This window comes from Providencia rettgeri (assembly GCF_001874625.1).
In the GTDB taxonomy this organism is placed as follows: domain Bacteria; phylum Pseudomonadota; class Gammaproteobacteria; order Enterobacterales; family Enterobacteriaceae; genus Providencia; species Providencia huashanensis.
This window is the reverse complement of the sequence record NZ_CP017671.1, coordinates 2,751,974-2,774,428: the sequence shown is the minus strand read 5'-3', so window position 1 is coordinate 2,774,428 and position 22,455 is coordinate 2,751,974. Positions and strand designations below refer to the sequence as shown.

The following is a 22,455-nucleotide window of genomic DNA, read 5'->3' as shown; positions in this document are numbered from 1 at the left end:
TTTTTCCTTTAGCTTGTCTTCCATAGCTTTAGCCAATTTCTCTGCATTTTCACCGTAAGTATTAAAAACTTCTTTATAAAAATCAGCTGTAAATAAGAAAAGCCTTGATAGTTTCCTATCAAGGCTTTTATGTTTACAGCTAGCTAGTTCTTAGAAATCAGCAGGTTTTGCCATTTCAGAGGTTGCGACGTTTGAAGCAACATGGCCACCTGCGCCACCTTTACCTTCAAAGGTTGAGGCATCGCGTAGGTATTCTTTAATTTCAAATGGCGCACCCGAAGTTTCAGGGGCAGGCGCTTTAGTCATTGGTGAATACGCATGGCGTTTATGTAAGCTTACAGCGACAACAGTTGATTCGGTGACCTTAACGGGTTCAACCTCTTTAACTATTACGGGCTCTTTTGCTGTCTCAACGATAACCTCAGACGTTGATGTTTCTTCAACGAATTGAGTCACAGTTTCATCAACAGCTTCAGTTTGAGCGGGAGCTTCTTCTACAACGAGCTCAGTTGTTTCTGACTTAACAACAGATTCAACAGGAGACTCAATCACTTGCTCTGTTGTTTCAGGCGCTTTCTCGACGATTGCTGTAGTTTCAGTTAGTGTGTTTTCAGATTGAGTCACTTCAACGGCCTCAATCTCAACAGGTACTGCTTCTACTGGTTGTTCATCGGCAGGGGCTTTAACTTCAGCTTCCACAACAGGGGATGCAACCGTTTCTGATACTTCTACCTGAGTAACCTCAACAGCGGTAGCCGTTACAGCAGGAACAATAACCTCTGGCTGTGACGCTGTCACTTTTGTTTTTTCAGCCGAAGAGGCTTCATCAACACTTTGTTGTTCCAGCATTTCTTCATTAGTAATGATCGCCATACCTTCTTGTTGTGGTTGGGCGATAGGATAATGAATAAATACTTTACCTGATGCTAGTTCAGGTGAGGCAACCGCAGCGATTAATGGCATTGGCGACTTATTCAAATGACGCTCATCACGGTAGCGACGACGACGTTGCCCACTTACGCGTAAGTGGCGTGGCGAACGACGTGAACGACGAGGAATGATGGTGTCTTGCTTTTCTTCGTCATCTGCATGAGTGTTTACGCCTTGCAGGTCTTCTGTTTTAACTTCACCTTCAGACTGATTGACAGGCGTTACAACGACAGGCAATGCGGCAAGAGGTTGCGTAGCCACCACTTCCTGTGATGTTTCAACCGAATCTACAACTTGGTCGTTATCGGTAACACGGATTTTCTGTGATAACTGGCGACGTTGGCGACGAGGTGTAACAGGGCGTTGTTGTTCCTCTTTCTCCGCAACATTTTCGACGTTATCTTGTTGAGCATCTTGTTGTGCTTTTGCAGCTTGCTGCTGACGTTTTTCGTCCTGACGGCGACGACGCTCTGCACGTTGCTCACGACGTTGTTGCTGATTATCGCGATTGTTGCTATCAGTTGTTTGCTCATCTTGTTGGCTCGTATTTTTATTATTACGGCCTTTATTACGATTGTTGGTTTCATCCGCAGTCGCATTACGATTATTGCGATTGTCGCGATTGTCACGAGTTTCGCGATTTTCATTATCATCGCGGTCACGACGGTTATTATTACGGCGATCATTGTTACGACGACGATCGTTATTACGGCGGCGGTCATTATTATTGCGAGGTTTCGGTGCTGGTTTCTCAACCACCTTTTCTTCTTCCTCACCAAATAGCTTCTTGAAGAAGGCCGCAATTTTACTGAATAAGCCTGGCGTTGCCTGCTCTGTTGTCACGGGTTTTGCTGGGGTTTTTGAAACGGTTTCTTTAGGTTTCACCGCAGGCATGTCGACAGGTTCTTGCAGGGCAAAAGCCGAAATCGCTGGTTGCTCAGGAAGTTTACGCTCTGCAGTCGTTTCATCAATTTGATTTAACGTTTCTGTCTCATGATATTGCGCTAAATTGTAGCTTAGAGTGTTAACTTCTTCGCCTTTACGAATACGGATCACATGGAAGTGAGGCGTTTGCATTTGGTCATTAGGGACAATCACCACACGCACATGGCTTTGGCGTTGTTCAATATCACTGACTGCTTTGCGTTTTTCGTTTAGTAGATAAGACGCGATTTGGACTGGCACAATCGCGTGTACTTCATGGGTATTCTCTTTTAAGGCTTCTTCTTCAATAAGACGAAGCACAGACAACGATAGTGACTCGTTATCACGAATTGTCCCTGTCCCCATGCAACGAGGGCAGACGTGATGGCTTGACTCACCAAGAGAAGGACTCAAACGTTGACGTGACATCTCCAGTAAACCGAAACGAGAAATACGTGCAATTTGAATGCGCGCACGGTCTTGTCGTACGGCTTCACGTAGACGATTTTCAACTTCACGCTGATGGCGAACCGGTGTCATATCGATAAAGTCAATGACAATCAAACCGCCCAAGTCACGTAGACGTAGCTGGCGAGCAATCTCATCAGCCGCTTCTAAGTTGGTATTGAATGCAGTTTCTTCGATATCACCGCCACGGGTTGACCGTGAGGAGTTGATATCGATAGCGGTTAATGCTTCAGTCGTATCGATGACTAATGCGCCACCTGAAGGCAAACGAACTTCACGTTGGAATGCAGACTCAATTTGCGACTCGATTTGATAATGGCTAAATAAAGGAACATCACCACTATAGTGTTTAATTTTGCTGGCGAAATCACCGCGACCGATAGCTTCAATATGGTTACGAGCCATTTCGACCACTTTCGGGTTATCAATAAGAATTTCACCAATGTCAGGGCGTAGATAATCACGGAACGCACGAACAATAACGTTACTTTCTTGATGAATAAGGAACGGTGCAGGGCGGTTTTCAGCCGCTTTTTGGATAGCATCCCAATGGCGTAAGCGATAAAGTAAATCTTGTTGCAGTGATTCTGCTGATTTGCCTACACCTGCAGTACGGACAATTAACCCCATACCGTCTGGAATTTCTAAAGAAGATAAAGCTTCTTTAAGTTCTGTACGGTCTTCACCTTCAATACGACGGGAAATCCCCCCTGCGCGAGGGTTATTTGGCATTAAAACTAAATAGCTCCCAGCCAAACTAATAAAGGTCGTTAGTGCTGCACCTTTATTGCCTCGTTCTTCTTTATCAACTTGGACAATAACTTCTTGGCCTTCCTTTAACACATCTTTAATGTTAGGACGGCCCTGAGAGTGGTAGTTGCTTGGGAAGTATTCACGAGCGATTTCTTTGATAGGAAGGAAACCGTGCCTTTCAGCGCCGTAGTCAACAAATGCGGCTTCAAGACTGGGTTCAATGCGGGTGATTTTACCTTTGTAAATATTGGCCTTTTTTTGCTCATGACCTGGACTTTCGATATCCAGATCATAAAGACGTTGCCCGTCTACAAGGGCAACACGCAACTCTTCCTGTTGAGTTGCGTTTATTAGCATTCTTTTCATGTTATTACTTACTCAATTATTTTCTTTAAATAAAGAGCAGCGAAAGAATGAGCTACTGTAAACCGATGGCCTCGTGATTTTTACAAAACCGTCTGCCTCGCGGCAGTCGTTCGTATAGAGACGCGCAGTATTCGGTGAACCTGATTTTTAGATTAAAAATTCAGCGTTCTTAATCAGGATGCCGTATGTTATTGAAAACGGAAGTTCCTAACCCAATAAGCTAAAATTCGTTGCTCGCTAATTTATTTGATGTTGCTAAATGTCTTACGCCATTGCTGCATTGTTACGTCATCAAATAAGAAATCCTATATAACGCCAATTTTCGTTTTTTAAACATTTCGGCGACTTCGTATTATTCCATTGCCATAGACATTATAGCAAGTCGATACGGAAGTTATATGGAAATTTTATTTAGAAATAGGATAAATCAGCCAGAAAATAGACAAATTAAAAAAAAAGATAAAAAATTTTGTGGAGTCGGTATGATAGAGAGAGCGAATAAGAGCATATTTTAATCAATTAGAGTTAACGCATTCCCGAATGAATATACAAAACCAAGTTCAATTTATTGAGATCAGCGATGACGAAGCTGGGCAACGCATCGACAATTTTTTGCTCACCAAACTCAAAGGTGTGCCAAAAAGTATGATTTATCGCATTATCCGTAAAGGGGAAGTGCGTGTTAACAAAGGGCGGATAAAACCAGAATATAAATTGCTGGAAGGGGACCAAGTTCGCGTACCGCCAGTTAGGGTTGCTGAGCGTGAAACAGCGCCAGTATCAGCTAAATTAGGGAAAGTGGCAGCGCTTGCTGACTGTATTTTATTTGAAGATGATTATATCTTAGTGCTGAACAAACCTTCTGGAACGGCGGTACATGGCGGAAGTGGGCTCAGTTTTGGGGTGATTGAAGGGCTTAGAGCGCTACGCCCAGAAGCTCGTTTTCTTGAGTTAGTTCATCGCCTTGATAGGGATACATCAGGTATTCTATTGGTGGCCAAAAAACGCTCAGCCCTTAGGGCATTACACGAACAATTGCGCTTAAAGCAAATGCAAAAAGATTATTTAGCGCTAGTTCGAGGAAATTGGCAGTCGCATACTAAGGTCGTTCAAGCGCCGCTACTAAAAAATATCCTCCAAAGTGGTGAGCGAGTAGTAAAAGTTAACAGTGAAGGTAAGCCTTCAGAAACGCGTTTTAAAGTTGAAGAGCGCTTTGAAAATGCAACCTTAATTAAGGCTAGCCCAGTGACAGGGCGTACTCACCAAATCCGTGTACATACTTTATACGCGGGGCATCCCATTGCATTTGATGACCGCTATGGTGACAGGCAATTTGATAGCCAATTGGCGGATACAGGTTTAAACCGTTTATTTCTGCACGCCAGTGCGCTGAAATTCACACACCCAAATACAGGGGAAGAAATGCGCTTACAGGCACCTATGGATGCAGGGTTAACCCGTTGCTTAAAAGTGTTGCGTAACCGTAAAACAGCAATTTAATAGTTTTGGCAGTGACAGAGAGTGAACCCCTGTCACTGCGCCATGCTCTATTTAGTTAATCGCTTAGGGGGTTAACACCGCACTTTCTCAACATTTCTAATAACAATATGATAGGTAACCCGATTAATGTATTAGGGTCTCTTCCTTCGAGCCGTTCAAACAAAGCAATGCCCAATCCTTCAGATTTAAAACTACCAGCACACTGGAAAGGTTCTTCTTTATGCAAATAATGAGTGATTTCGTCATCCGTTAGTTGGCGAAAATAGACATCGAACAATTCACATTGCACATCAAACTTACCTATTTCAGTATTAAGTAAACATAAACCAGTATAAAAGGTAATTTTATTTCCTGATGCGGCTTGTAATTGTTTGAAGGCGTTATCAAAGCTATGAGGTTTGCCAACTATTTTTCCATCAATGACACAGACTTGGTCGGAACCAATGATGAGGTGTTGTGGGTATTGGTTCGCCAAAGCGGCGGCTTTTGCATGGGCTAACCGCATGACCAGTTCTTGAGCCGACTCATGTAAAATAGGCGATTCATCAATGTTAGGTGGAACCGCTAAAAAAGGTAATCCTAATTTTTTTAGCAAGGTTTGTCGGAACTCTGAAGTTGACGCCAAAATAATCGATTTCATGATTTTTCTCGAAACTCGTAGCCAAAAGGGTTAACTCATTTTAAACTATAAAACGCAAAACCTGCGATTTTTTGGTGAAAAGGCGAGTTTACCCCGCCTTTTTCTTTGACTATAGCTCATTACAAAGTTAATATGCGCGCCTTATGCAAAAGGTAAAATTACCCCTGACTATCGATGCGCAGCGTGCAGCTCAGAAAAACCTCGACTATGTCGGGAGTTATACACCTGAGCAAGTTACACGTATTGCCGAATCAGTAGTCAGTGTAGATAGTGATGTAGAAACCGAATTATCATTTAAAATTGATAATCAGCGTTTGACTGTCATTGAGGGGAAATCCCAAGTGGATGTCACCTTAAAATGTCAACGTTGCAGAACTGATTTCAAGCATCATGTCTACGTATCGTATTGTTTTAGTCCTGTCGTCAATGACGAAAAGGCCGAAGCATTACCGGAGCTCTACGAGCCAATTCAAATTGATGAATTTGGTGAAATAGATTTGCTGGGAATGATAGAAGATGAAATAATTCTTTCCTTACCAGTGGTTCCGGTTCATGATTCTGAACACTGTGAAGTGTCCGAAGCGGATATGGTCTTTGGCGAACTGCCTCCTGAGGCAGAAAAACCAAACCCATTTGCCGTATTAGCCAGTTTAAAGAAAAGTACTTAAGGAGTAAGGTCAATGGCCGTACAACAGAATAAACCAACTCGTTCAAAACGCGGTATGCGTCGTTCACATGATGCACTGACTGCTACCCTAGTTTCTGTAGATAAAACTTCCGGTGAAACTCACCTGCGTCACCACGTGACTGCAGATGGTTACTACCGTGGCCGTAAGGTTATCAGCAAGTAATTTGTTGTTACCTTGGCTAATCTAACCATTGCGTTAGATGCTATGGGCGGGGATGTTGGTCCCCGCGTCACGGTGCCTGCTGCATTGCAGGCACTGGCATCTAATCCAGCGCTAAAATTACTGCTAGTCGGTCAACCCGATGCCATTCAACCTTTGCTTGCACAATGTCGTGCAGAGCAACTTTCGCGTGTCGAAATAATCCCTGCGGACGGTGTTATCGCAAATGATGCTAAGCCATCGAATGCCATAAGACAAAGTAAGGGGACGTCAATGCGAGTGGCTTTGGAGTTGGTAAAAACTGGGCAGGCACAAGCGTGCGTGAGTGCAGGCAATACCGGTGCACTGATGGGGTTAGCTAAATTGATGTTAAAGTCGATAGACGGAATTGAACGTCCTGCGTTAATGACCATCTTACCTAATCAGCAAAAAAGCCAAACGGTTGTGCTTGATTTAGGCGCTAATGTCAATTGTAGTAGTGATATGTTAGTGCAATTTGCTGTAATGGGTTCAGTTATGGCCGAAGAAGTGGTCAATATTTCTAAACCTAGAGTCGCTTTGCTCAATATTGGCGAAGAAGAGAGCAAGGGGCTAGATAATATCCGCGAAGCCGCCTCCGTGTTAAAAGAAACAACGTCAATTAACTATATTGGTTATGTAGAAGGTAATGAATTACTGACAGGCAAAACTGATGTATTAGTATGTGACGGCTTCGCAGGTAACGTCTCTTTAAAAACAATGGAAGGTGTCATCCGAGTGATCCTTTCATTGATAAAATCATCAAGTGATCAAAATAAAAAACGCAGTTGGTTGATGCAACTGGCGAAAAAATGGCTAAAAAAACGTTTAATGAAGCGTTTTGGGGATATGAACCCCGACCAGTATAATGGTGCGACTCTGTTAGGATTAAAAGGTATTGTCATCAAGAGTCATGGTGCAGCGAATGAAGGCGCTTTTAAAGCCGCAATTGACCGCGCAGTACAAGCTGTTGAAAAGCAAGTCCCAGAAAGAATAACAGCGCGACTAAATATTGTTTTACCCAGGAGTGATCAATAACCTATGGCTATGTACAGTAAAATCTTAGGAACAGGCAGCTACTTGCCAGCGCAAGTGCGCACCAATGCTGATCTGGAGAAAATGGTTGATACTTCTGATGAGTGGATTGTGACACGCACTGGAATACACGAAAGAAGAATTGCAAACGAAGACGAAAGTGTCTCAGTGATGGGGTTACATGCTGCAAAAAATGCGCTAGAAATGGCTCAAATTGAGGCGGCTGAAATAGGCTTGATTATTGTTGCAACAACATCAGCGACGCATGCCTTTCCAAGCGCAGCTTGCCAAATACAGCAACTGTTAGGTATTAATGATTGCGCTGCTTTTGATGTCGCCGCAGCTTGTGCTGGTTTTACTTATGCAATCAGCATTGCGGATCAGTTTGTCAAAACAGGTATGACGAAGAAAGCCTTGGTGATTGGCGCTGATGCATTATCAAAAACATTAGACCCTGAAGACCGTGGTACTATTATTTTATTCGGTGATGCAGCAGGGGCTGTGGTTATTGGTGCATCTGAAGAGCCGGGTATTATTTCTACTCATCTGCATGCGGATGGTCGTTATGGTGATTTATTAACATTACCTAACCGCAGTCGCTGTTCTGAAGACCCAGCGTATTTAACGATGACGGGTAATGAAGTATTTAAAGTTGCAGTGCGCGAATTAGCCCATATTGTTGATGAAACATTGACTGAAAGTGGTATTGCAAAAGAAGAACTTGATTGGTTAGTGCCACATCAAGCAAATTTAAGAATTATATCTGCGACGGCTAAAAAGTTAGATATGACAATGGATAAAGTTGTTGTCACCCTTGACCGTCATGGTAATACTTCTGCAGCATCAGTTCCAACCGCTTTGGATGAAGCGGTTCGAGATGGCCGTATTCAACGTGGTCAACTGGTGCTTTTAGAGGCCTTTGGTGGTGGTTTCACTTGGGGCTCTGCATTAGTTCGTTTTTAATTAACTGAGAAAATAGACATGACACAATTTGCTATGGTATTTCCCGGACAGGGTTCTCAGTCTTTAGGTATGTTAGCGGCACTGGCTGAGGAAAATCAGCTAGTTGAGCAGACATTCGCTGAAGCATCGGAAGCATTGGGTTACGATCTTTGGGCACTAGTACAAAATGGGCCAGAAGAAGAATTAAATAAAACATGGCAGACTCAGCCCGCATTGTTAGCCGCATCCGTGGCTATCTTCCGTGTTTGGAAAGACAAAAATGGTGCGATGCCAGCGATTATGGCGGGTCATAGCTTAGGTGAATACTCCGCGTTGGTTTGCGCAGGGGTTATTGATTTTAAACAAGCAATTAAACTTGTTGAATTACGTGGCAAATTAATGCAAGAAGCTGTTCCTGAAGGGACGGGTGCGATGTATGCCATTATCGGTTTAGATAACGAATCCATTAAAAAAGCTTGTCAAGAATCTGCACAAGGCCAAGTTGTTTCTCCGGTTAATTTTAATTCACCTGGGCAAGTCGTTATCGCCGGTGAAAAAGCTGCAGTAGAACGTGCAGGGGCTGCATGTAAAGAAGCAGGAGCAAAACGTGCATTGCCGTTATCTGTGAGTGTTCCTTCTCACTGTGCATTAATGAAGCCTGCTGCTGATAAATTAGCCGATGCGTTAGAAAAAATTGATTTTTGTGAGCCAGACTATCCAGTTATCAACAATGTTGATGTTAAAATAGAGCAATCGGCGCAAAATATTCGTGATGCTTTAGTCCGTCAGCTGTATAATCCAGTCCGTTGGACGGAAACAGTAGAATTGATGGCAGATCAAGGTGTTGAACACCTTATCGAAGTAGGGCCGGGTAAAGTATTGACTGGTCTTACCAAGCGAATTGTCTCTAATTTAACTGCCGTAGCAATCAATGATCCTGTATCATTGAGCACTGCTTTAGAAAATAGCTGAGGAAGACATGGGCTTTGAAGGAAAAATTGCACTGGTAACAGGTGCTAGCCGTGGGATAGGTAAAGCGATAGCTTTAACCTTAATCGCACGCGGTGCAACTGTTATTGGGACCGCAACAAGCGAAAAAGGCGCAGAAGCTATTACCGCTTACCTTGATGGTAAAGGTAAAGGTTTAGCGTTAAACGTGACTGATGCAGCATCAATCGAAGAAACTTTGACCAAGATCCGTAAAGAATTTGGTGAAATTGACATTTTGATTAATAATGCAGGTATCACACGTGATAACCTATTGATGCGTATGAAAGATGATGAATGGCAAGATGTTATTGACACCAATCTTTCATCCGTTTACCGTTTGTCTAAATCCGTTTTGCGTGCCATGATGAAAAAACGTTATGGTCGTATTATTTCTATCGCATCTGTTGTTGGGGTGATGGGAAATGCGGGGCAAACAAACTACGCGGCAGCGAAAGCTGGGCTGATTGGTTTTAGTAAATCATTAGCTCGTGAAATCGCTTCTCGTGGTATTACTGTCAACGTCGTTGCACCTGGTTTTATCGAAACTGATATGACTAAAGCATTGACAGATGAACAGCGTGCAGGCATTTTATCTCAGGTTCCTGCTGATAGACTGGGTGATGCACAAGAAATTGCCAGTGCTGTAGCGTTTTTAGCTTCTGACGAAGCGGCTTACATCACAGGTGAAACATTGCATGTCAATGGTGGCATGTACATGATCTAAAGAAATGATGGAACTATTTGCATTATTAGTGTTATCCAACGCTAAATAATGCAAAATAATGGTTCCAACAGTCGGGATTGGGTTGTATCTTTTCCTGTATTTCATAAACTACGAAAACCATCGCGAAAGCGAGTTTTGATAGGAATTTTAATAGTATGAGCACTATCGAAGAACGCGTTAAGAAAATCATCGTTGAACAACTGGGTGTTGAAGAGAAAGAAGTTGTAAATACAGCTTCATTTGTTGATGACTTGGGCGCTGATTCTCTTGACACAGTTGAGCTGGTTATGGCTCTAGAAGAAGAGTTCGATTGCGAAATCCCTGACGAAGAAGCTGAAAAGATCACAACAGTACAGGCAGCGTTGGATTACGTCGGCAACGCATCTAAATAATTGTACGAAAACTTATCTAGGCGATCACTCGATCGCCTATGTTTCCTTTGTAACTTTTCCCTCCTTGGAGGAAATACGTGTCTAAGCGTCGTGTAGTCGTAACCGGACTGGGCATGTTATCTCCTGTCGGCAACACAGTTGAGTCATCATGGAAAGCTGTTTGTGACGGACAGAGTGGTATCAGCCTAATTGAGCATTTTGATACTATTAACCACGCAACTAAATTTGCTGGCTTAGTAAAAGATTTCAATTACGAAGATTTTGGCATCTCTCGTAAAGATGCGAAAAAAATGGACCCATTTATCCAATACGGCATCGCAGCAGGCTTTCAGGCCTTTAAAGATGCAGGGTTGGAAGTAACAGAAGCCAATGCTACTCGGATTGGTGCAGCGATTGGTTCTGGTATTGGTGGGTTAGGGTTAATTCAGGATAACTGTGAATCTCTATTACACGGTGGTCCTAGAAAAGTTAGCCCATTCTTCGTACCGTCAACCATCATTAATATGGTGGCTGGTCATTTAAGTATTATGTACGGTTTCCGTGGTCCCAGTATTTCTATTGCTACAGCCTGTACATCGGGTGTGCATAATATTGGTCATGCGGCGCGTATGATTGCTTATGGTGATGCAGAAGTAATGGTTGCAGGCGGTGCTGAAAAAGCAACAACCCCGCTTGGTGTTGCGGGTTTTGGCGCAGCAAGAGCGTTATCAACTCGTAATGATGACCCACAAGCAGCAAGTCGCCCTTGGGATAAAGACCGTGATGGTTTTGTTCTTGGTGATGGTGCAGGTATCATTATTCTTGAAGAATATGAACATGCCAAAGCGCGTGGTGCGAAAATTTATGCCGAAATTGCAGGCTTTGGGATGAGCAGTGATGCCTACCATATGACTTCGCCTCCAGAAAATGGGGAAGGCGCAGCGCTTGCAATGGAAAACGCACTGAAAGATGCAGGTATTCAAGCAAGTGACGTAGGGTATATTAATGCTCACGGTACTTCGACACCTGCGGGTGACTTAGCCGAAGCACAGGCTGTTGTGTCTGTATTTGGTGAGGGTACTGATGTACTCGTTAGCTCAACCAAATCCATGACAGGGCATCTTTTAGGTGCAGCGGGTGCTATTGAGTCAATCTTTACCATCTTATCATTGTGTGATCAAACTGTTCCACCAACCATTAATCTGGATAACCCAGATGAAGCATGCAAACTGGACTTTGTCCCAGGTCATGCACGCAAGGTTGAGAACATGGAGTATGCTCTGTGTAACTCATTTGGTTTTGGTGGTACAAACGGTTCATTGATTTTCCGTCGTTATCACGGCGAGTAAATAATCTATCACCGTTATTAATTAGCCCTAGTCGCTGAAAGTGACTAGGGCTTTATTTTGCCCATCTCTTTGCACAGCCATTCGCTTTAGTTTATGATGACTCATCTTGTTTACTGTCTGATTTATCAGCTTTTATTATAAGTATTATCAATGTCATATTGGGTTAATGGGCAAGTTTGCCAGCAAATAAGCGTAACTGATCGTGCAGTCTCTTTTGGGGACGGCTGCTTTACGACCGTACATGTCGTTAATCAGCAAGCTAAAATGTTAGATGAGCACATTGCACGTTTGCAGCATGACAGCCAGCGGTTGAAAATAACTCAGCCTGACTGGGGTATGCTGAAACAGCATTTATTGCATATTTGCGCGCAGCAAGTAGAAGATGAACTGGTGCTAAAGGTGATAATTAGCCGTGGTGCAGGGGGGCGGGGTTATAGTTCTAGAGGCTTTAATTCACCAACAGTGATTGTCAGTGTTTCTCCCTTTCCACAAAACTATGTTCAACTACAATGTAAAGGGGCTGCGTTAATCTTAAGTGAGATCCCATTGGCACGTAGCCCATTATTAGCAGGTATGAAACACCTCAACCGGTTAGAGCAAGTTCTTATCAGACAAGAAATTGATGAGTATAACGCGGATGAGGCCATCGTACTTGATACCAACGGCGTTATCGTTGAATGTTGTAGTGCCAATGTCTTTTGGCGAGTTGGTCAAACAGTCTACACCCCAAAATTATCTCATTGTGGTGTGAATGGATTAATGAGACAAAAGATCATAGCACTACTGCAAGATAGTCAGTACCATTTTCAAGAAGTTGAGCGGTTTGCCTCTATTTTGAATTATTGTGATGAAGTGATTATTTGTAATGCATTGATGCCAGTGTTACCTGTACAAAGCATTCAGTTAAGCAAAGGGCAGTCGCCATTACAATTCATGTCGCGTGAATTATTTGAGTATCTCTTTTTGCGCTGCAAAATCTAGTATCTAAAAACTATATCACTATTACCTAAACACTTATTGAAATGGTCAATAAATGAAATTAGCCAAAAAAATCATTCTGATTACTGTGACTCTTACTGCTGTTGTAGCCGTTGCCGTATATTTACAATATCGTCAAGTCATGAACTATGCGAAAACCCCCATTAACTTGACTCAAGAGAAAATTTTAACGGTTCCTACAGGGACTGGGCGAGTTGCATTTGAAGCCTTGCTAGTCAAAGAAAATATGATTGAGCAGGGGAATGAGTTTCAATGGTTATTAAAATTACGGCCGGAACTCGCTCAATTAAAAGCGGGGACATACCGTTTACAACCTGACATGACCGTAGAACAATTATTATCGTTAGTGGTTAGCGGTAAAGAAGCTCAATTTTCTATTCGTTTTATTGAAGGTAACCGATTGAATGATTGGGGTAACATTTTACGTGATGCCCCTTACTTAGAACATACATCGACAGAGATGACACCAGCAGAACTTCATGCGTTTATCGGGTTCAAAGGTGAAGGTACACTAGAAGGGTGGTTATACCCTGACACCTATTTATATACGGCGGGGACAAAAGATACGGAAATTTTAAAGCGTGCATATAAGCGCATGCAAAGTAGCCTTGAAGAAGAATGGCAAGGGCGAGATAGAGACCTACCTTATAAAAATGCTTATGAAATGCTGATTATGGCTTCAATTATTGAAAAAGAAACCGGTGTAGAGAGTGAAAGGTCGCAAGTTGCATCGGTGTTTGTTAATCGTTTGAAGAAAAATATGCGCTTACAAACCGACCCAACAGTTATTTACGGCCTAGGTGATAAGTATGATGGTAAGATTTATCGTAGTGATTTAGACAATTACACACCGTACAATACTTATAAAATTGATGGGTTGCCGCCAACACCGATAGCAATGCCAAGTTTGGCATCAATAAAAGCGGCTGCGCACCCAGCTAAAACGGATTACCTCTATTTTGTCGCAGATGGTAAAGGCGGTCATACTTTTAGTCGCAACTTGAATGAACACAATCGGGCGGTCAAAGTTTATCGCCAATTTGAACAGCAAAAATGATAAAAAAATGAAAAATCAATTTATTGTTATTGAAGGATTAGAAGGTGCAGGCAAAACGACTGCAATCAATACGGTGGTAGATACACTTAATCAGGCGGGTATTACGGATATCGTTTTCACTCGGGAACCGGGTGGGACGCCACTAGCCGAAAAGCTACGAGAGCTGATCAAACAAGGGATTGAAGGCGATAAAGTCACTGATAAAGCTGAGCTATTAATGTTATATGCAGCGCGAGTTCAACTCGTTGAAACAGTGATTAAACCGGCTTTAGCCGCAGGTAAATGGGTTGTTGGTGACCGCCATGATTTGTCATCACAGGCGTACCAAGGCGGCGGAAGGGAAATCGACCTCCAGTTAATGAAGTCGTTACGTGATTTGGTACTTGGTGAGTTTAAACCATCATTAACCTTGTATCTTGATTTATCGCCAGAATTGGGCTTACAACGTGCAAGGTCCCGCGGTGAGTTAGATAGAATCGAAAAAGAATCGTTAGCCTTTTTTGAAAGGACCCGTCACCGCTACCTTGAACTGGCAGCGGAAGATGAAACAATACTGACGGTTGATGCGAGCCAAAATATTGAGCAAGTACAATATGATATTCGCCAAACACTGACCCAATGGCTAGCTAAATAATGATAGGCAAAAAGTAAGGTGTTAATAACATGAATTGGTATCCTTGGTTAAATGAACCTTACCGGCAAATTATAGCGAACTATCAAAGTGGGCGAGGGCACCATGCCTTACTACTTCATTCTTTGCCTGGAAATGGAGCCGATGCACTTTGCTATGGTATTAGTCGTTGGCTTATTTGCCAAGATCGTGAAGGGCTGAAAAGTTGTGGGAAGTGCCATAGCTGCAGATTAATGCTAGCAGGAACACACCCCGATTATCATGTTATTGACGTTGAAAAAGGTAAATCAACGGTCAGTGTTGATGCTGTTAGGAAATTAATTGAAACCTTGAGTAGTCATTCTCAACAAGGTGGCAATAAAGTGGTGTATATTCCTAGAATTGAAGCTTTCACTGATGCTGCGGCGAATGCGTTACTAAAAACGCTGGAAGAGCCTGCAAAAGACACTTATTTTCTATTAAGTAGTGACAAACCAGAGAATTTACTTGCCACAACTCGTAGCCGTTGTTTAAGTCATTTTTTGCCAGCTCCTGACCCACAAATTGCTTTGTATTGGTTACAAAAACAACAGCCAAATGTAGTTGTTGATCACGCAATAACCGCATTGAAACTTTGTCAAGGTGCTCCAGTAGCCGCTCTGGCTCTGTTAGAAGAACATCTTTGGCAAAAACGGAATGCATTATGCCAAAGTATCTCTACAGCATTACAAACGCGGGATATGCTAAGTTTATTGCCACGATTGAATATTGAAGAAGCTTCAGCTGCCCTAAGTTGGTTATTAACCTTACTTTCCGATGCAGTTAAAGTACAGCAAGGTGCGACAACGTTTTGTATTAACCAAGATCATCTTGCACAAGTTATGCAATTGGCCAGTACCATGAACCGTTCTCAATTATTGGAGGCTTATGAACAGTGGCTACATTGTCGTTATCAATTATTGACAGTTCCTGCGCTTAATCAGGAACTTATTCTGACCAATCAATTATTACAATGGGAAGCCTTATTGGCTTCACCTTCATTTTAAAAAGAGTTAAATATGTTTGTTGTTGATTCACACTGCCATCTCGACTGTTTAGATTATGAAAAATTACACACTAATGTCGATGATGTTATCGCTAAGGCATCGGCTCGTGATGTCCGTTTCATGCTTGCCGTGGCAACAACGTTGCCCGGTTTTGAACAGATGAAAAAGCTCATTGGGTTACGTGACAATATTGCTTTTTCATGTGGTATTCATCCACTTAATTTAGACGAAGGCTATGATTTTGAGCGCTTAGCACAATTAGCCGCCGGCCCTGAGGTTGTGGCACTTGGTGAGACAGGGCTTGATTACTACTATCAACAAGAGAATGCTGCATTGCAGCAAGAGTCTTTTCGTCAGCATATCCGTATCGGCCGAGCAGTAAATAAACCCGTGATCGTACATACGCGTGCTGCGCAAAAGGATACGCTAACAATTTTACGTGAAGAACAAGTTAGTGAGTGTGGTGGGGTATTACACTGTTTCACTGAAGACAAAGCGACAGCTAGCGAATTGCTCGATTTAGGAATGTATATTTCATTTTCAGGGATTGTGACATTCCGCAATGCTGAACAAATCAGAGAAGCGGCGCGTATTGTGCCCCTAGATAGAATCTTGGTCGAAACAGACTCCCCATATTTGGCCCCAGTACCGCATCGTGGAAAAGAAAATCAGCCTGCATACGTACGTGATGTGGCTGAATACATGGCGGTGCTGAAAGGGGTTAGCGTTGAACAAATGGCTGAAATTACAACACAAAATTTCAATCGTTTATTTCATTTGAATGTTGGCTCGAATAACGGGTAACTTGTTAACAATATATAAACTAACTATTGGATTAGTAAGGGAATTGATATGGCAGAAGAAACAATTTTTAGTAAAATCATTCGTCGCGAAATCCCTGCGGATGTCGTTTACCAAGATGAGCTTGTCACGGCATTTCGTGATATATCGCCACAAGCGCCTTCACATATTTTAATTATCCCCAATAAATTAATCCCCACAGTAAACGATGTGACGGTGGATGACGAACTGGCGTTAGGGCGTTTATTTACGGTGGCAGCTAAAATTGCCAAAGAAGAAGGCATTGCTGAAAATGGCTATCGTTTGATTATGAATTGCAATGAGCATTCTGGACAAGAGGTATTCCATATTCATATGCATTTAGTGGGTGGTCGCCCATTAGGACCTTTATTGGCTAAATTATAATAGGAAGGGGCTCATACAATGAACCGCATAGTAATACTTGGGCTGATGGCTGTGTTATTAACTGGCTGTTTAAATAACAAACCTCAAGGGTTAGTTTTTAATGAGCAGCAGCGCGTTATTATGGAACCAGCAGTTTTAGCCCAAGGGGTCATTGTTGAGTCCCCCGTGATTAGTGTTGAAAACCACCAAACTGTTGCCACGCTTAGTATGAGTAATTTGCAGCCTGATGCCGTAGAGATTGCGTATCGTTTATATTGGTACGATAAACAAGGGTTGAAGGTGGATACTTCGAGTATCTTACATCAGCAAATTGCAGCGAATTCAACAGAAACTATTCAAGCCATGACCTCCTCATCACGCGCTAGCAATGTGCGTGTCCATGTGTTTTTATCACCTAAGGCCGGAGAAAAACAATGAAACGGATCTTAATGGTTGCGGTAGCAGCTTTAATCTTAGCAGGTTGCCCATCATATCCACCTCAACAGCCGGGAACACAACCACCGATTGTTCCTGTTGAGCCGGATCAACCACCAGAAGTGACACCACCGCCAACGGATGTCGTTCCGACACCGCCAAAACAGCAAACAACTGATTGGGCTGCATCGATAACACCTTTGGTTGGCCAAATGGTTGCTGCGGATGGCGTGGAAAGTGGCAAAGTGTTATTAGTTGATTCAGTGAAAAACAATACGAATGGCTCATTGCCTGTACAGACTATTACATCAACAATGGCTAGCGCAGTTGAAAATACCAATCGTTTCAAAGTAGTCCCTCAAAGTGTGGTAAGTTCTGCACGTAAAACATTAGGTTTATCACAAGAAGATAGCTTAGTGACGCGTAGTAAGGCGATTGGTCTAGGGCGTTATGTACAAGCTGATTACGTGATTTACAGTGTTATGTCAGGTTCAAATAAAGATAAGAGCCTTGAAATGCAACTAATGGAAGTGCAAACAGGCGAAATTATTTGGACTGGAAAGCACAGTATTGATTAACAGACAGTCACTTATTACGCTGTTATCTACCTATTTCCCAGAGATTAAATCAAGTCACTGGGAAATAACGCCGTTAACAGGGTTGTCAGGCGGGAGTTATTTATTGCAGTGTGTGCAGTCTAATCGCACACTTAAATTAGTGGCTCGTGCTAATGGTGAGACTCAGTCTTGTCTATATGTGGATCGCCGGAGAGAAGCGCGTATATTAAGACAATTGCAACCATACACATTTGCACCGATTGTCGTTGGTTATAACGCTCAATGGTTATTGTTGGCGTGGTGTGAAGGCTTGCATCCGGGCCCATCCACATTTTTATCCGCTCATTTTCAATGCCAACTAGCAAATACGCTTGCACAATTACATTGCAGCGCACTATTCGGCTACCGCTTGCAACTGCGCGATGAAATTGCGCATTATGGTTATTTGGTTGATACCAAACGTTTGTCACCACGTTGGAAAAAACTACATCGTCATTTCCTTTCTACTGCATTGCCAAAAACGTTGAAGTTGGCCCCTGCACATATGGATGTTCATCCTAAAAATATCATTAATACTCATACAGGGGAGTTAATGCTATTGGATTGGGAATATGCCGCAAATACTGATATTGCATTTTCGTTAGAAACCTATTTTCAATTTAATAGTCTGACAGATAAACAGCGTCATTTTTTTCTCATGCAATACTGTGATGTGCGAAGTGCTTATCGGGATAAACAACAATTAGCTCAGCACTGCCAGTTATGGGAACCATGGGTAAAATATATGACGTTAATGTGGTATGAAGTGCAGTGGAATAAAAGTCAATTATCGCATTTTTTGGTACACTCGCAGTCATTACGCCACTACTTCGGTTTGTTGGGTTGATAATAAAGTTATCAACGAATAATTTTTGATTTAGTTAAATAAGTGAGGCATGTTATGGGTCCGATAATGCTGGATGTTCAAAGTTATGAATTAGATAACGAAGAGCGTGAAATATTGGCTCACCCATTAGTGGGGGGCTTGATTTTATTTACCCGTAACTTTCATGATGCTGCACAATTACGAGAGCTTGTGCGCCAAATACGTGATGCGTCAAGGCACCGTCTGCTGGTTGCTGTTGACCAAGAAGGTGGGCGAGTACAACGCTTTCGTGATGGTTTTACCGCGCTACCTTCGGCACAGGCTTTTGCTGAGCTAAATAACCCTATGGACGGTGCTAAGTTGGCACAAGAAGCGGGGTGGTTAATGGCAGCAGAAATGATAGCGATGGATATTGACATTAGTTTTGCCCCAGTGTTGGATCTTGGCCATCAAAGTATCGCGATTGGGGAGCGTTCGTTCCATAAAGATCCTGAAATGGCAATGATGATGGCAGAACGTTTTATTAAAGGAATGCACAGTGCGGGGATGAAGACAACAGGGAAACATTTCCCTGGGCATGGTGCAGTTAAAGCTGATTCGCATAAAGAAACACCTCGTGATGACCGTACATTGGAAACTATCCGAGGTAAAGATATGTCGATTTTTAAAGATTTTATCCAACGTGAATTACTTGATGCAATTATGCCAGCGCATGTCATTTACACTCAAGCTGATGAACGCCCTGCGAGTGGTTCGCCATTTTGGTTAAAATCAGTGCTACGGGAACAGCTTGGTTTTAATGGTGTCATTTTCTCTGATGATTTATCGATGGAAGGGGCAGCAATTATGGGGAGCTATCCAGAAAGAGCACAAGCGTCTTTAAATGCTGGGTGTGATATGGTTTTGGTGTGCAATAACCGCGAAGGTGCGGTAAGTGTACTTGATAACTTACCTAAACAGCATGATAGCCAAGCCTCTAAGTTATATCACAGTGGCCGTCAATACAGTTTGACCGAGTTACAAGGGTTGGCTCGTTGGCAAGAAAGTCATCGGCAATTAGTGGATTTACACCAAAGATGGCAAGCACACCGTCAATAACATTAAGGTGAATAAAATATAGCCGGTAAATTAAACTATTTACCGGCTATTTTGCATAAATACGCATTGAAGTGAAAAATAACGACGTATAAGTAGTATGAAAGGGAAGTATAACCACTTTGAAAGTTACCCGTAACGTTATTAATATAATGATTAAATCATCATATTATTATATTAAAAATGTGATGGTAAATTATCTAGCATAATGGTTACATTCAAAAAAATAATTAATTATTCTATTCATTTAAGCTGTAGTCTTTTAAAGGTCAACTCAAAATAATAATCCATAGTTTATTTGTAATGGATACATATATTGATATTGCTAGGTGTTTTTTCAATATAAACAGCCGGATATTTGTCTTATGTATCACTTTCTTTTGGTGAGAGCGCCTATAAGTAAAAAGAAAGTGATAATAGCTATTAATGATAAAAGTTAAGATAAATTTAAATTAGTGGATAGCTAGATAAAACCGATTAACCCTAATGCTTAAATACTCTTATCTTTTTTGTAATATTATTAACATTAATTTTAATGTATAAAAAAACAGTTTTATTCAAATTTTTCATGTCTAGATAAATTAACAGTAAATTAATTATACAAGTATTAAAAAAATCTATGCATATGAGTTTTTTTTAATCAGTATCTAAAGGTTATTTAGGGACAATGTTTATTTTTTAACTATTCACGGTGTACTGCGCTATCAAATATCCCCTCATCTTTATTGTCAGTAATGCTTACAGTGATAAATAAACACCAAAACAAGTGTGATCTTAATCACTATTAGTTGGTTTAAATAATGCAATTTATGTAACGTGTTGTGACAGTGATCGTTTTAATTGACGTAAAATTACGTTAGCATCCACATTATGAATTTTTTATGACAATTTAGAGCAATAACTAATCGATTATAAAAATAACAATAAACTGGATGGTGGCGTTTTAAGTTAAATAATGTTTCTTTGATTGAGATAAGCATTTCTCAGACTATGACTCTGCCTATTAAATAAGAAAATAGAAGCACAACATATAGTGGCGTGTGTATTAACGTTTGTTTAAATAATATCTGAAATATTGTTTCTTAACTAAAATTAACGCGGAATTTGAGTAAAGTAATGGTAGTGAATTATTAAAGGCTATTAGGTCTTTACTATAAGTAGAACGCCTTATTTATGGTAATTAAGTAAACACTAATGCAGTGAAATATCTGTATTGAATTTTTTATTTTAAAAATTGACTTATGTGTTTGAAAGGGATGTATCAGTTTGACTTTAAGTAAAGTTGTTTTATTAAGCTAAAAATAAAAATGGTGTTTTGTTGTTCATGGTTACATGACGCAGCATAAAATTAATTCAAATAATCATTAACTAGGTTAATTTCAATGAAAGTTAAAAATATTGCGCTATTAATGCTTTCTCCTTGCTGTTTAGCAGTCGCAATGGCAAATGCCAGCAATTGGGAAAACACAATTAAAGAAAATTCATTTATTGCGGATTCTGAGTTAGAACTGTCAACTCGTAACATGTGGAAGTACTTAAAAACCGAAAATCGTTTTGATAAAAATGAGCAACGCTATAGAAAACAAGTTGCTAACGCTTGGGGTCAAAACTTCCAAGCTGATTTCAAATCAGGTTATTTTGCTGACGTAATCGGGTTTGATGCTTCTTACTATGGTGGTATTAAACTCGGTGCAAGTAAAGACTTCGCCTCCCGTGCAATTTTATATAACGACGATGGTCACGCTAAAGGCTATAACAAAATCGGACAACGTTATGCGAAAGTAAAATTCGACCTTGACCCTGTTCAATTCCACGGTAAAGCGGGTTGGTTCACACTGAAAAACAAAGGTATTTTTACTAATTCACAACGCCTTTCATTAAACAGTTATAGCGGTTATTACACCAATACTGCAATTGATGACTGGAGCCTAGATTTACTCTATCTCGACAAAAAAGTAATGCGTCGTGATAGTCCAAATATTGATGCTATGTATTTTACTGATGCTAATGGTAAACGACATAAGGTTAATCATGTGATCACTGGTGGTATTAATTACAATACTAAGCCATTGACTGTTCACTATTTCTATGGGCAGGCAGATGATTTATTTCGTCAGCAAGGTCTCGAAGCTAAATATAAGTTAACTTCAGATGTTACGCTTGGAACGCAAATTTACAATCATGAATATGGTAGTGATGGTAAGCGCACCGAAAAAAATGATGCTATCGGTAAGCGTAATTTCGACAAACGAGCATGGCACTATGCAGGAACCGCTGACTGGCGTATTCCAGAGTCACCTTGGACACTCCGCGCTGGTTTAACTTACACTCAAGCAAAAAAAGCAAATGGTGTCGGTCAATTCGCACGTAACCCAATTGGTAATACGCGTGGTCGTTTTAACTCGCCAGCATATGCGGATATCGATTACGTTCGTGATGGGGAAACTATGGTCGCGATGGCTGCCGAATATCGTGTAAGTAAAGAGCTTTCTGTTGGTGCTCGTACCAATTACTCAGAATTTAAATATGAAGGTGAAAGGTTAAAACAAGGTCAATTGGGTCTGTTCAGCTATTGGAAACCAACTGAAAACCTATCCGTGTCATTGAGCGGAGGTTTAGGTTGGCATCACCGCCAAGAGAACGATTATACAACGCCTAAGCTATATGATGGCCATTCACGCCGTGCGCACTCCTTATCTGGTTCAATGACAACCACTTATCGGTTCAAAATGTAGTTGCCAGCAGAGT

General features: G+C 41.5%; 22 protein-coding genes. 20 read left to right on the top strand and 2 right to left on the bottom strand.

Translation table 11 applies throughout. The features are described 5' to 3' along the window. Positions 1-150 precede the first annotated feature (150 nt). Complete coding sequence (gene rne, locus RB151_RS12790; protein WP_048607433.1) at positions 151-3,441, bottom strand: ribonuclease E; 3,291 nt, start codon at positions 3,439-3,441, stop codon at positions 151-153. Positions 3,442-3,981: 540 nt separating this feature from the next. Between rne and rluC the strand changes: the two genes are divergently transcribed. Next, positions 3,982-4,941 (top strand): 23S rRNA pseudouridine(955/2504/2580) synthase RluC, encoded by a 960-nt coding sequence (rluC, locus tag RB151_RS12785; protein ID WP_071548165.1) that lies wholly within the window; start codon positions 3,982-3,984, stop codon positions 4,939-4,941. 55 nt (positions 4,942-4,996) lie between these two features. Here the strand turns inward: rluC and RB151_RS12780 are convergent, their stop codons facing one another. Continuing rightward, positions 4,997-5,581: a Maf family protein gene (locus tag RB151_RS12780; protein WP_071548164.1), complete on the bottom strand. Its 585-nt coding sequence runs from the start codon at positions 5,579-5,581 to the stop codon at positions 4,997-4,999. A gap of 143 nt (positions 5,582-5,724) precedes the next feature. Between RB151_RS12780 and yceD the strand changes: the two genes are divergently transcribed. The 19 genes from yceD to RB151_RS12685 all read left to right on the top strand — a co-directional run bounded on the left by yceD (position 5,725) and on the right by RB151_RS12685 (position 22,442). Next, complete coding sequence (gene yceD / locus RB151_RS12775) at positions 5,725-6,249, top strand: 23S rRNA accumulation protein YceD (RefSeq protein WP_048607428.1); 525 nt, start codon at positions 5,725-5,727, stop codon at positions 6,247-6,249. A gap of 12 nt (positions 6,250-6,261) precedes the next feature. Further along, positions 6,262-6,432 carry a 50S ribosomal protein L32 gene (gene rpmF / locus RB151_RS12770; protein WP_006660802.1) on the top strand — a complete coding sequence of 57 codons (171 nt, stop codon included), beginning with the start codon at positions 6,262-6,264 and terminating at the stop codon, positions 6,430-6,432. Between the two features lie 12 nt (positions 6,433-6,444). Then, complete coding sequence (gene plsX / locus RB151_RS12765; RefSeq protein WP_071548163.1) at positions 6,445-7,485, top strand: phosphate acyltransferase PlsX; 1,041 nt, start codon at positions 6,445-6,447, stop codon at positions 7,483-7,485. 9 nt (positions 7,486-7,494) lie between these two features. Next, positions 7,495-8,445: a beta-ketoacyl-ACP synthase III gene (locus tag RB151_RS12760; protein ID WP_042844304.1), complete on the top strand. Its 951-nt coding sequence runs from the start codon at positions 7,495-7,497 to the stop codon at positions 8,443-8,445. 18 nt (positions 8,446-8,463) lie between these two features. Beyond that, a complete protein-coding gene (gene fabD / locus RB151_RS12755; protein ID WP_071548162.1) occupies positions 8,464-9,396 on the top strand; it encodes an ACP S-malonyltransferase in 933 nt (310 codons plus the stop codon). Positions 9,397-9,403: 7 nt separating this feature from the next. Continuing rightward, positions 9,404-10,138 carry a 3-oxoacyl-ACP reductase FabG gene (gene fabG, locus RB151_RS12750; RefSeq protein WP_048607423.1) on the top strand — a complete coding sequence of 245 codons (735 nt, stop codon included), beginning with the start codon at positions 9,404-9,406 and terminating at the stop codon, positions 10,136-10,138. A 155-nt stretch (positions 10,139-10,293) separates the two neighbouring features. Further along, the gene (acpP, locus tag RB151_RS12745; protein ID WP_042843441.1) at positions 10,294-10,530 is read left to right on the top strand and encodes an acyl carrier protein; all 237 of its coding nucleotides are present in this window, start codon (positions 10,294-10,296) and stop codon (positions 10,528-10,530) included. A gap of 77 nt (positions 10,531-10,607) precedes the next feature. Then, a complete protein-coding gene (fabF, locus tag RB151_RS12740; protein WP_042843442.1) occupies positions 10,608-11,858 on the top strand; it encodes a beta-ketoacyl-ACP synthase II in 1,251 nt (416 codons plus the stop codon). A gap of 150 nt (positions 11,859-12,008) precedes the next feature. Next, the gene (pabC, locus tag RB151_RS12735) at positions 12,009-12,839 is read left to right on the top strand and encodes an aminodeoxychorismate lyase (RefSeq protein WP_071548161.1); all 831 of its coding nucleotides are present in this window, start codon (positions 12,009-12,011) and stop codon (positions 12,837-12,839) included. A 52-nt stretch (positions 12,840-12,891) separates the two neighbouring features. Then, positions 12,892-13,914, top strand: coding sequence for an endolytic transglycosylase MltG (gene mltG / locus RB151_RS12730; RefSeq protein WP_042843444.1), 1,023 nt, complete (start codon positions 12,892-12,894; stop codon positions 13,912-13,914). A 7-nt stretch (positions 13,915-13,921) separates the two neighbouring features. Beyond that, positions 13,922-14,548, top strand: coding sequence for a dTMP kinase (gene tmk, locus RB151_RS12725; RefSeq protein WP_048607418.1), 627 nt, complete (start codon positions 13,922-13,924; stop codon positions 14,546-14,548). Between the two features lie 29 nt (positions 14,549-14,577). Then, on the top strand, positions 14,578-15,570 hold the full coding sequence (gene holB / locus RB151_RS12720) for a DNA polymerase III subunit delta' (RefSeq protein WP_048607416.1): 993 nt from the start codon (positions 14,578-14,580) through the stop codon (positions 15,568-15,570). 12 nt (positions 15,571-15,582) lie between these two features. After that, complete coding sequence (locus RB151_RS12715; RefSeq protein WP_042843447.1) at positions 15,583-16,374, top strand: metal-dependent hydrolase; 792 nt, start codon at positions 15,583-15,585, stop codon at positions 16,372-16,374. Positions 16,375-16,422: 48 nt separating this feature from the next. Continuing rightward, positions 16,423-16,776 (top strand): purine nucleoside phosphoramidase, encoded by a 354-nt coding sequence (hinT, locus tag RB151_RS12710; RefSeq protein WP_048607414.1) that lies wholly within the window; start codon positions 16,423-16,425, stop codon positions 16,774-16,776. An 18-nt stretch (positions 16,777-16,794) separates the two neighbouring features. Then, positions 16,795-17,193, top strand: coding sequence for a YcfL family protein (locus RB151_RS12705; RefSeq protein ID WP_042843449.1), 399 nt, complete (start codon positions 16,795-16,797; stop codon positions 17,191-17,193). Continuing rightward, positions 17,190-17,768 carry a penicillin-binding protein activator LpoB gene (gene lpoB / locus RB151_RS12700; RefSeq protein ID WP_042843451.1) on the top strand — a complete coding sequence of 193 codons (579 nt, stop codon included), beginning with the start codon at positions 17,190-17,192 and terminating at the stop codon, positions 17,766-17,768. Before RB151_RS12705 ends, lpoB begins: the two co-directional genes overlap by 4 nt. Next, positions 17,761-18,633 carry a phosphotransferase gene (locus RB151_RS12695; protein WP_071548160.1) on the top strand — a complete coding sequence of 291 codons (873 nt, stop codon included), beginning with the start codon at positions 17,761-17,763 and terminating at the stop codon, positions 18,631-18,633. Before lpoB ends, RB151_RS12695 begins: the two co-directional genes overlap by 8 nt. 54 nt (positions 18,634-18,687) lie before the next feature. Next, on the top strand, positions 18,688-19,710 hold the full coding sequence (gene nagZ / locus RB151_RS12690; RefSeq protein ID WP_042843453.1) for a beta-N-acetylhexosaminidase: 1,023 nt from the start codon (positions 18,688-18,690) through the stop codon (positions 19,708-19,710). A 1,379-nt stretch (positions 19,711-21,089) separates the two neighbouring features. Then, complete coding sequence (locus RB151_RS12685; protein WP_042843454.1) at positions 21,090-22,442, top strand: OprD family outer membrane porin; 1,353 nt, start codon at positions 21,090-21,092, stop codon at positions 22,440-22,442. Positions 22,443-22,455: the final 13 nt, after the last annotated feature.

Coding starts and splice junctions, on each gene's coding strand:
- acpP (WP_042843441.1), top strand. CDS start 10,294: ATGAGCACTATCGAAGAACGCGTTAAGAAAATCATCGTTGAACAACTG.
- RB151_RS12715 (WP_042843447.1), top strand. CDS start 15,583: ATGTTTGTTGTTGATTCACACTGCCATCTCGACTGTTTAGATTATGAA.
- rluC (WP_071548165.1), top strand. CDS start 3,982: ATGAATATACAAAACCAAGTTCAATTTATTGAGATCAGCGATGACGAA.
- tmk (WP_048607418.1), top strand. CDS start 13,922: ATGAAAAATCAATTTATTGTTATTGAAGGATTAGAAGGTGCAGGCAAA.
- lpoB (WP_042843451.1), top strand. CDS start 17,190: ATGAAACGGATCTTAATGGTTGCGGTAGCAGCTTTAATCTTAGCAGGT.
- rne (WP_048607433.1), bottom strand. CDS start 3,441: ATGAAAAGAATGCTAATAAACGCAACTCAACAGGAAGAGTTGCGTGTT.
- fabG (WP_048607423.1), top strand. CDS start 9,404: ATGGGCTTTGAAGGAAAAATTGCACTGGTAACAGGTGCTAGCCGTGGG.
- nagZ (WP_042843453.1), top strand. CDS start 18,688: ATGGGTCCGATAATGCTGGATGTTCAAAGTTATGAATTAGATAACGAA.
- rpmF (WP_006660802.1), top strand. CDS start 6,262: ATGGCCGTACAACAGAATAAACCAACTCGTTCAAAACGCGGTATGCGT.
- hinT (WP_048607414.1), top strand. CDS start 16,423: ATGGCAGAAGAAACAATTTTTAGTAAAATCATTCGTCGCGAAATCCCT.
- RB151_RS12705 (WP_042843449.1), top strand. CDS start 16,795: ATGAACCGCATAGTAATACTTGGGCTGATGGCTGTGTTATTAACTGGC.
- pabC (WP_071548161.1), top strand. CDS start 12,009: ATGTCATATTGGGTTAATGGGCAAGTTTGCCAGCAAATAAGCGTAACT.
- holB (WP_048607416.1), top strand. CDS start 14,578: ATGAATTGGTATCCTTGGTTAAATGAACCTTACCGGCAAATTATAGCG.
- yceD (WP_048607428.1), top strand. CDS start 5,725: ATGCAAAAGGTAAAATTACCCCTGACTATCGATGCGCAGCGTGCAGCT.
- fabD (WP_071548162.1), top strand. CDS start 8,464: ATGACACAATTTGCTATGGTATTTCCCGGACAGGGTTCTCAGTCTTTA.
- mltG (WP_042843444.1), top strand. CDS start 12,892: ATGAAATTAGCCAAAAAAATCATTCTGATTACTGTGACTCTTACTGCT.
- RB151_RS12685 (WP_042843454.1), top strand. CDS start 21,090: ATGAAAGTTAAAAATATTGCGCTATTAATGCTTTCTCCTTGCTGTTTA.
- RB151_RS12780 (WP_071548164.1), bottom strand. CDS start 5,581: ATGAAATCGATTATTTTGGCGTCAACTTCAGAGTTCCGACAAACCTTG.
- RB151_RS12760 (WP_042844304.1), top strand. CDS start 7,495: ATGTACAGTAAAATCTTAGGAACAGGCAGCTACTTGCCAGCGCAAGTG.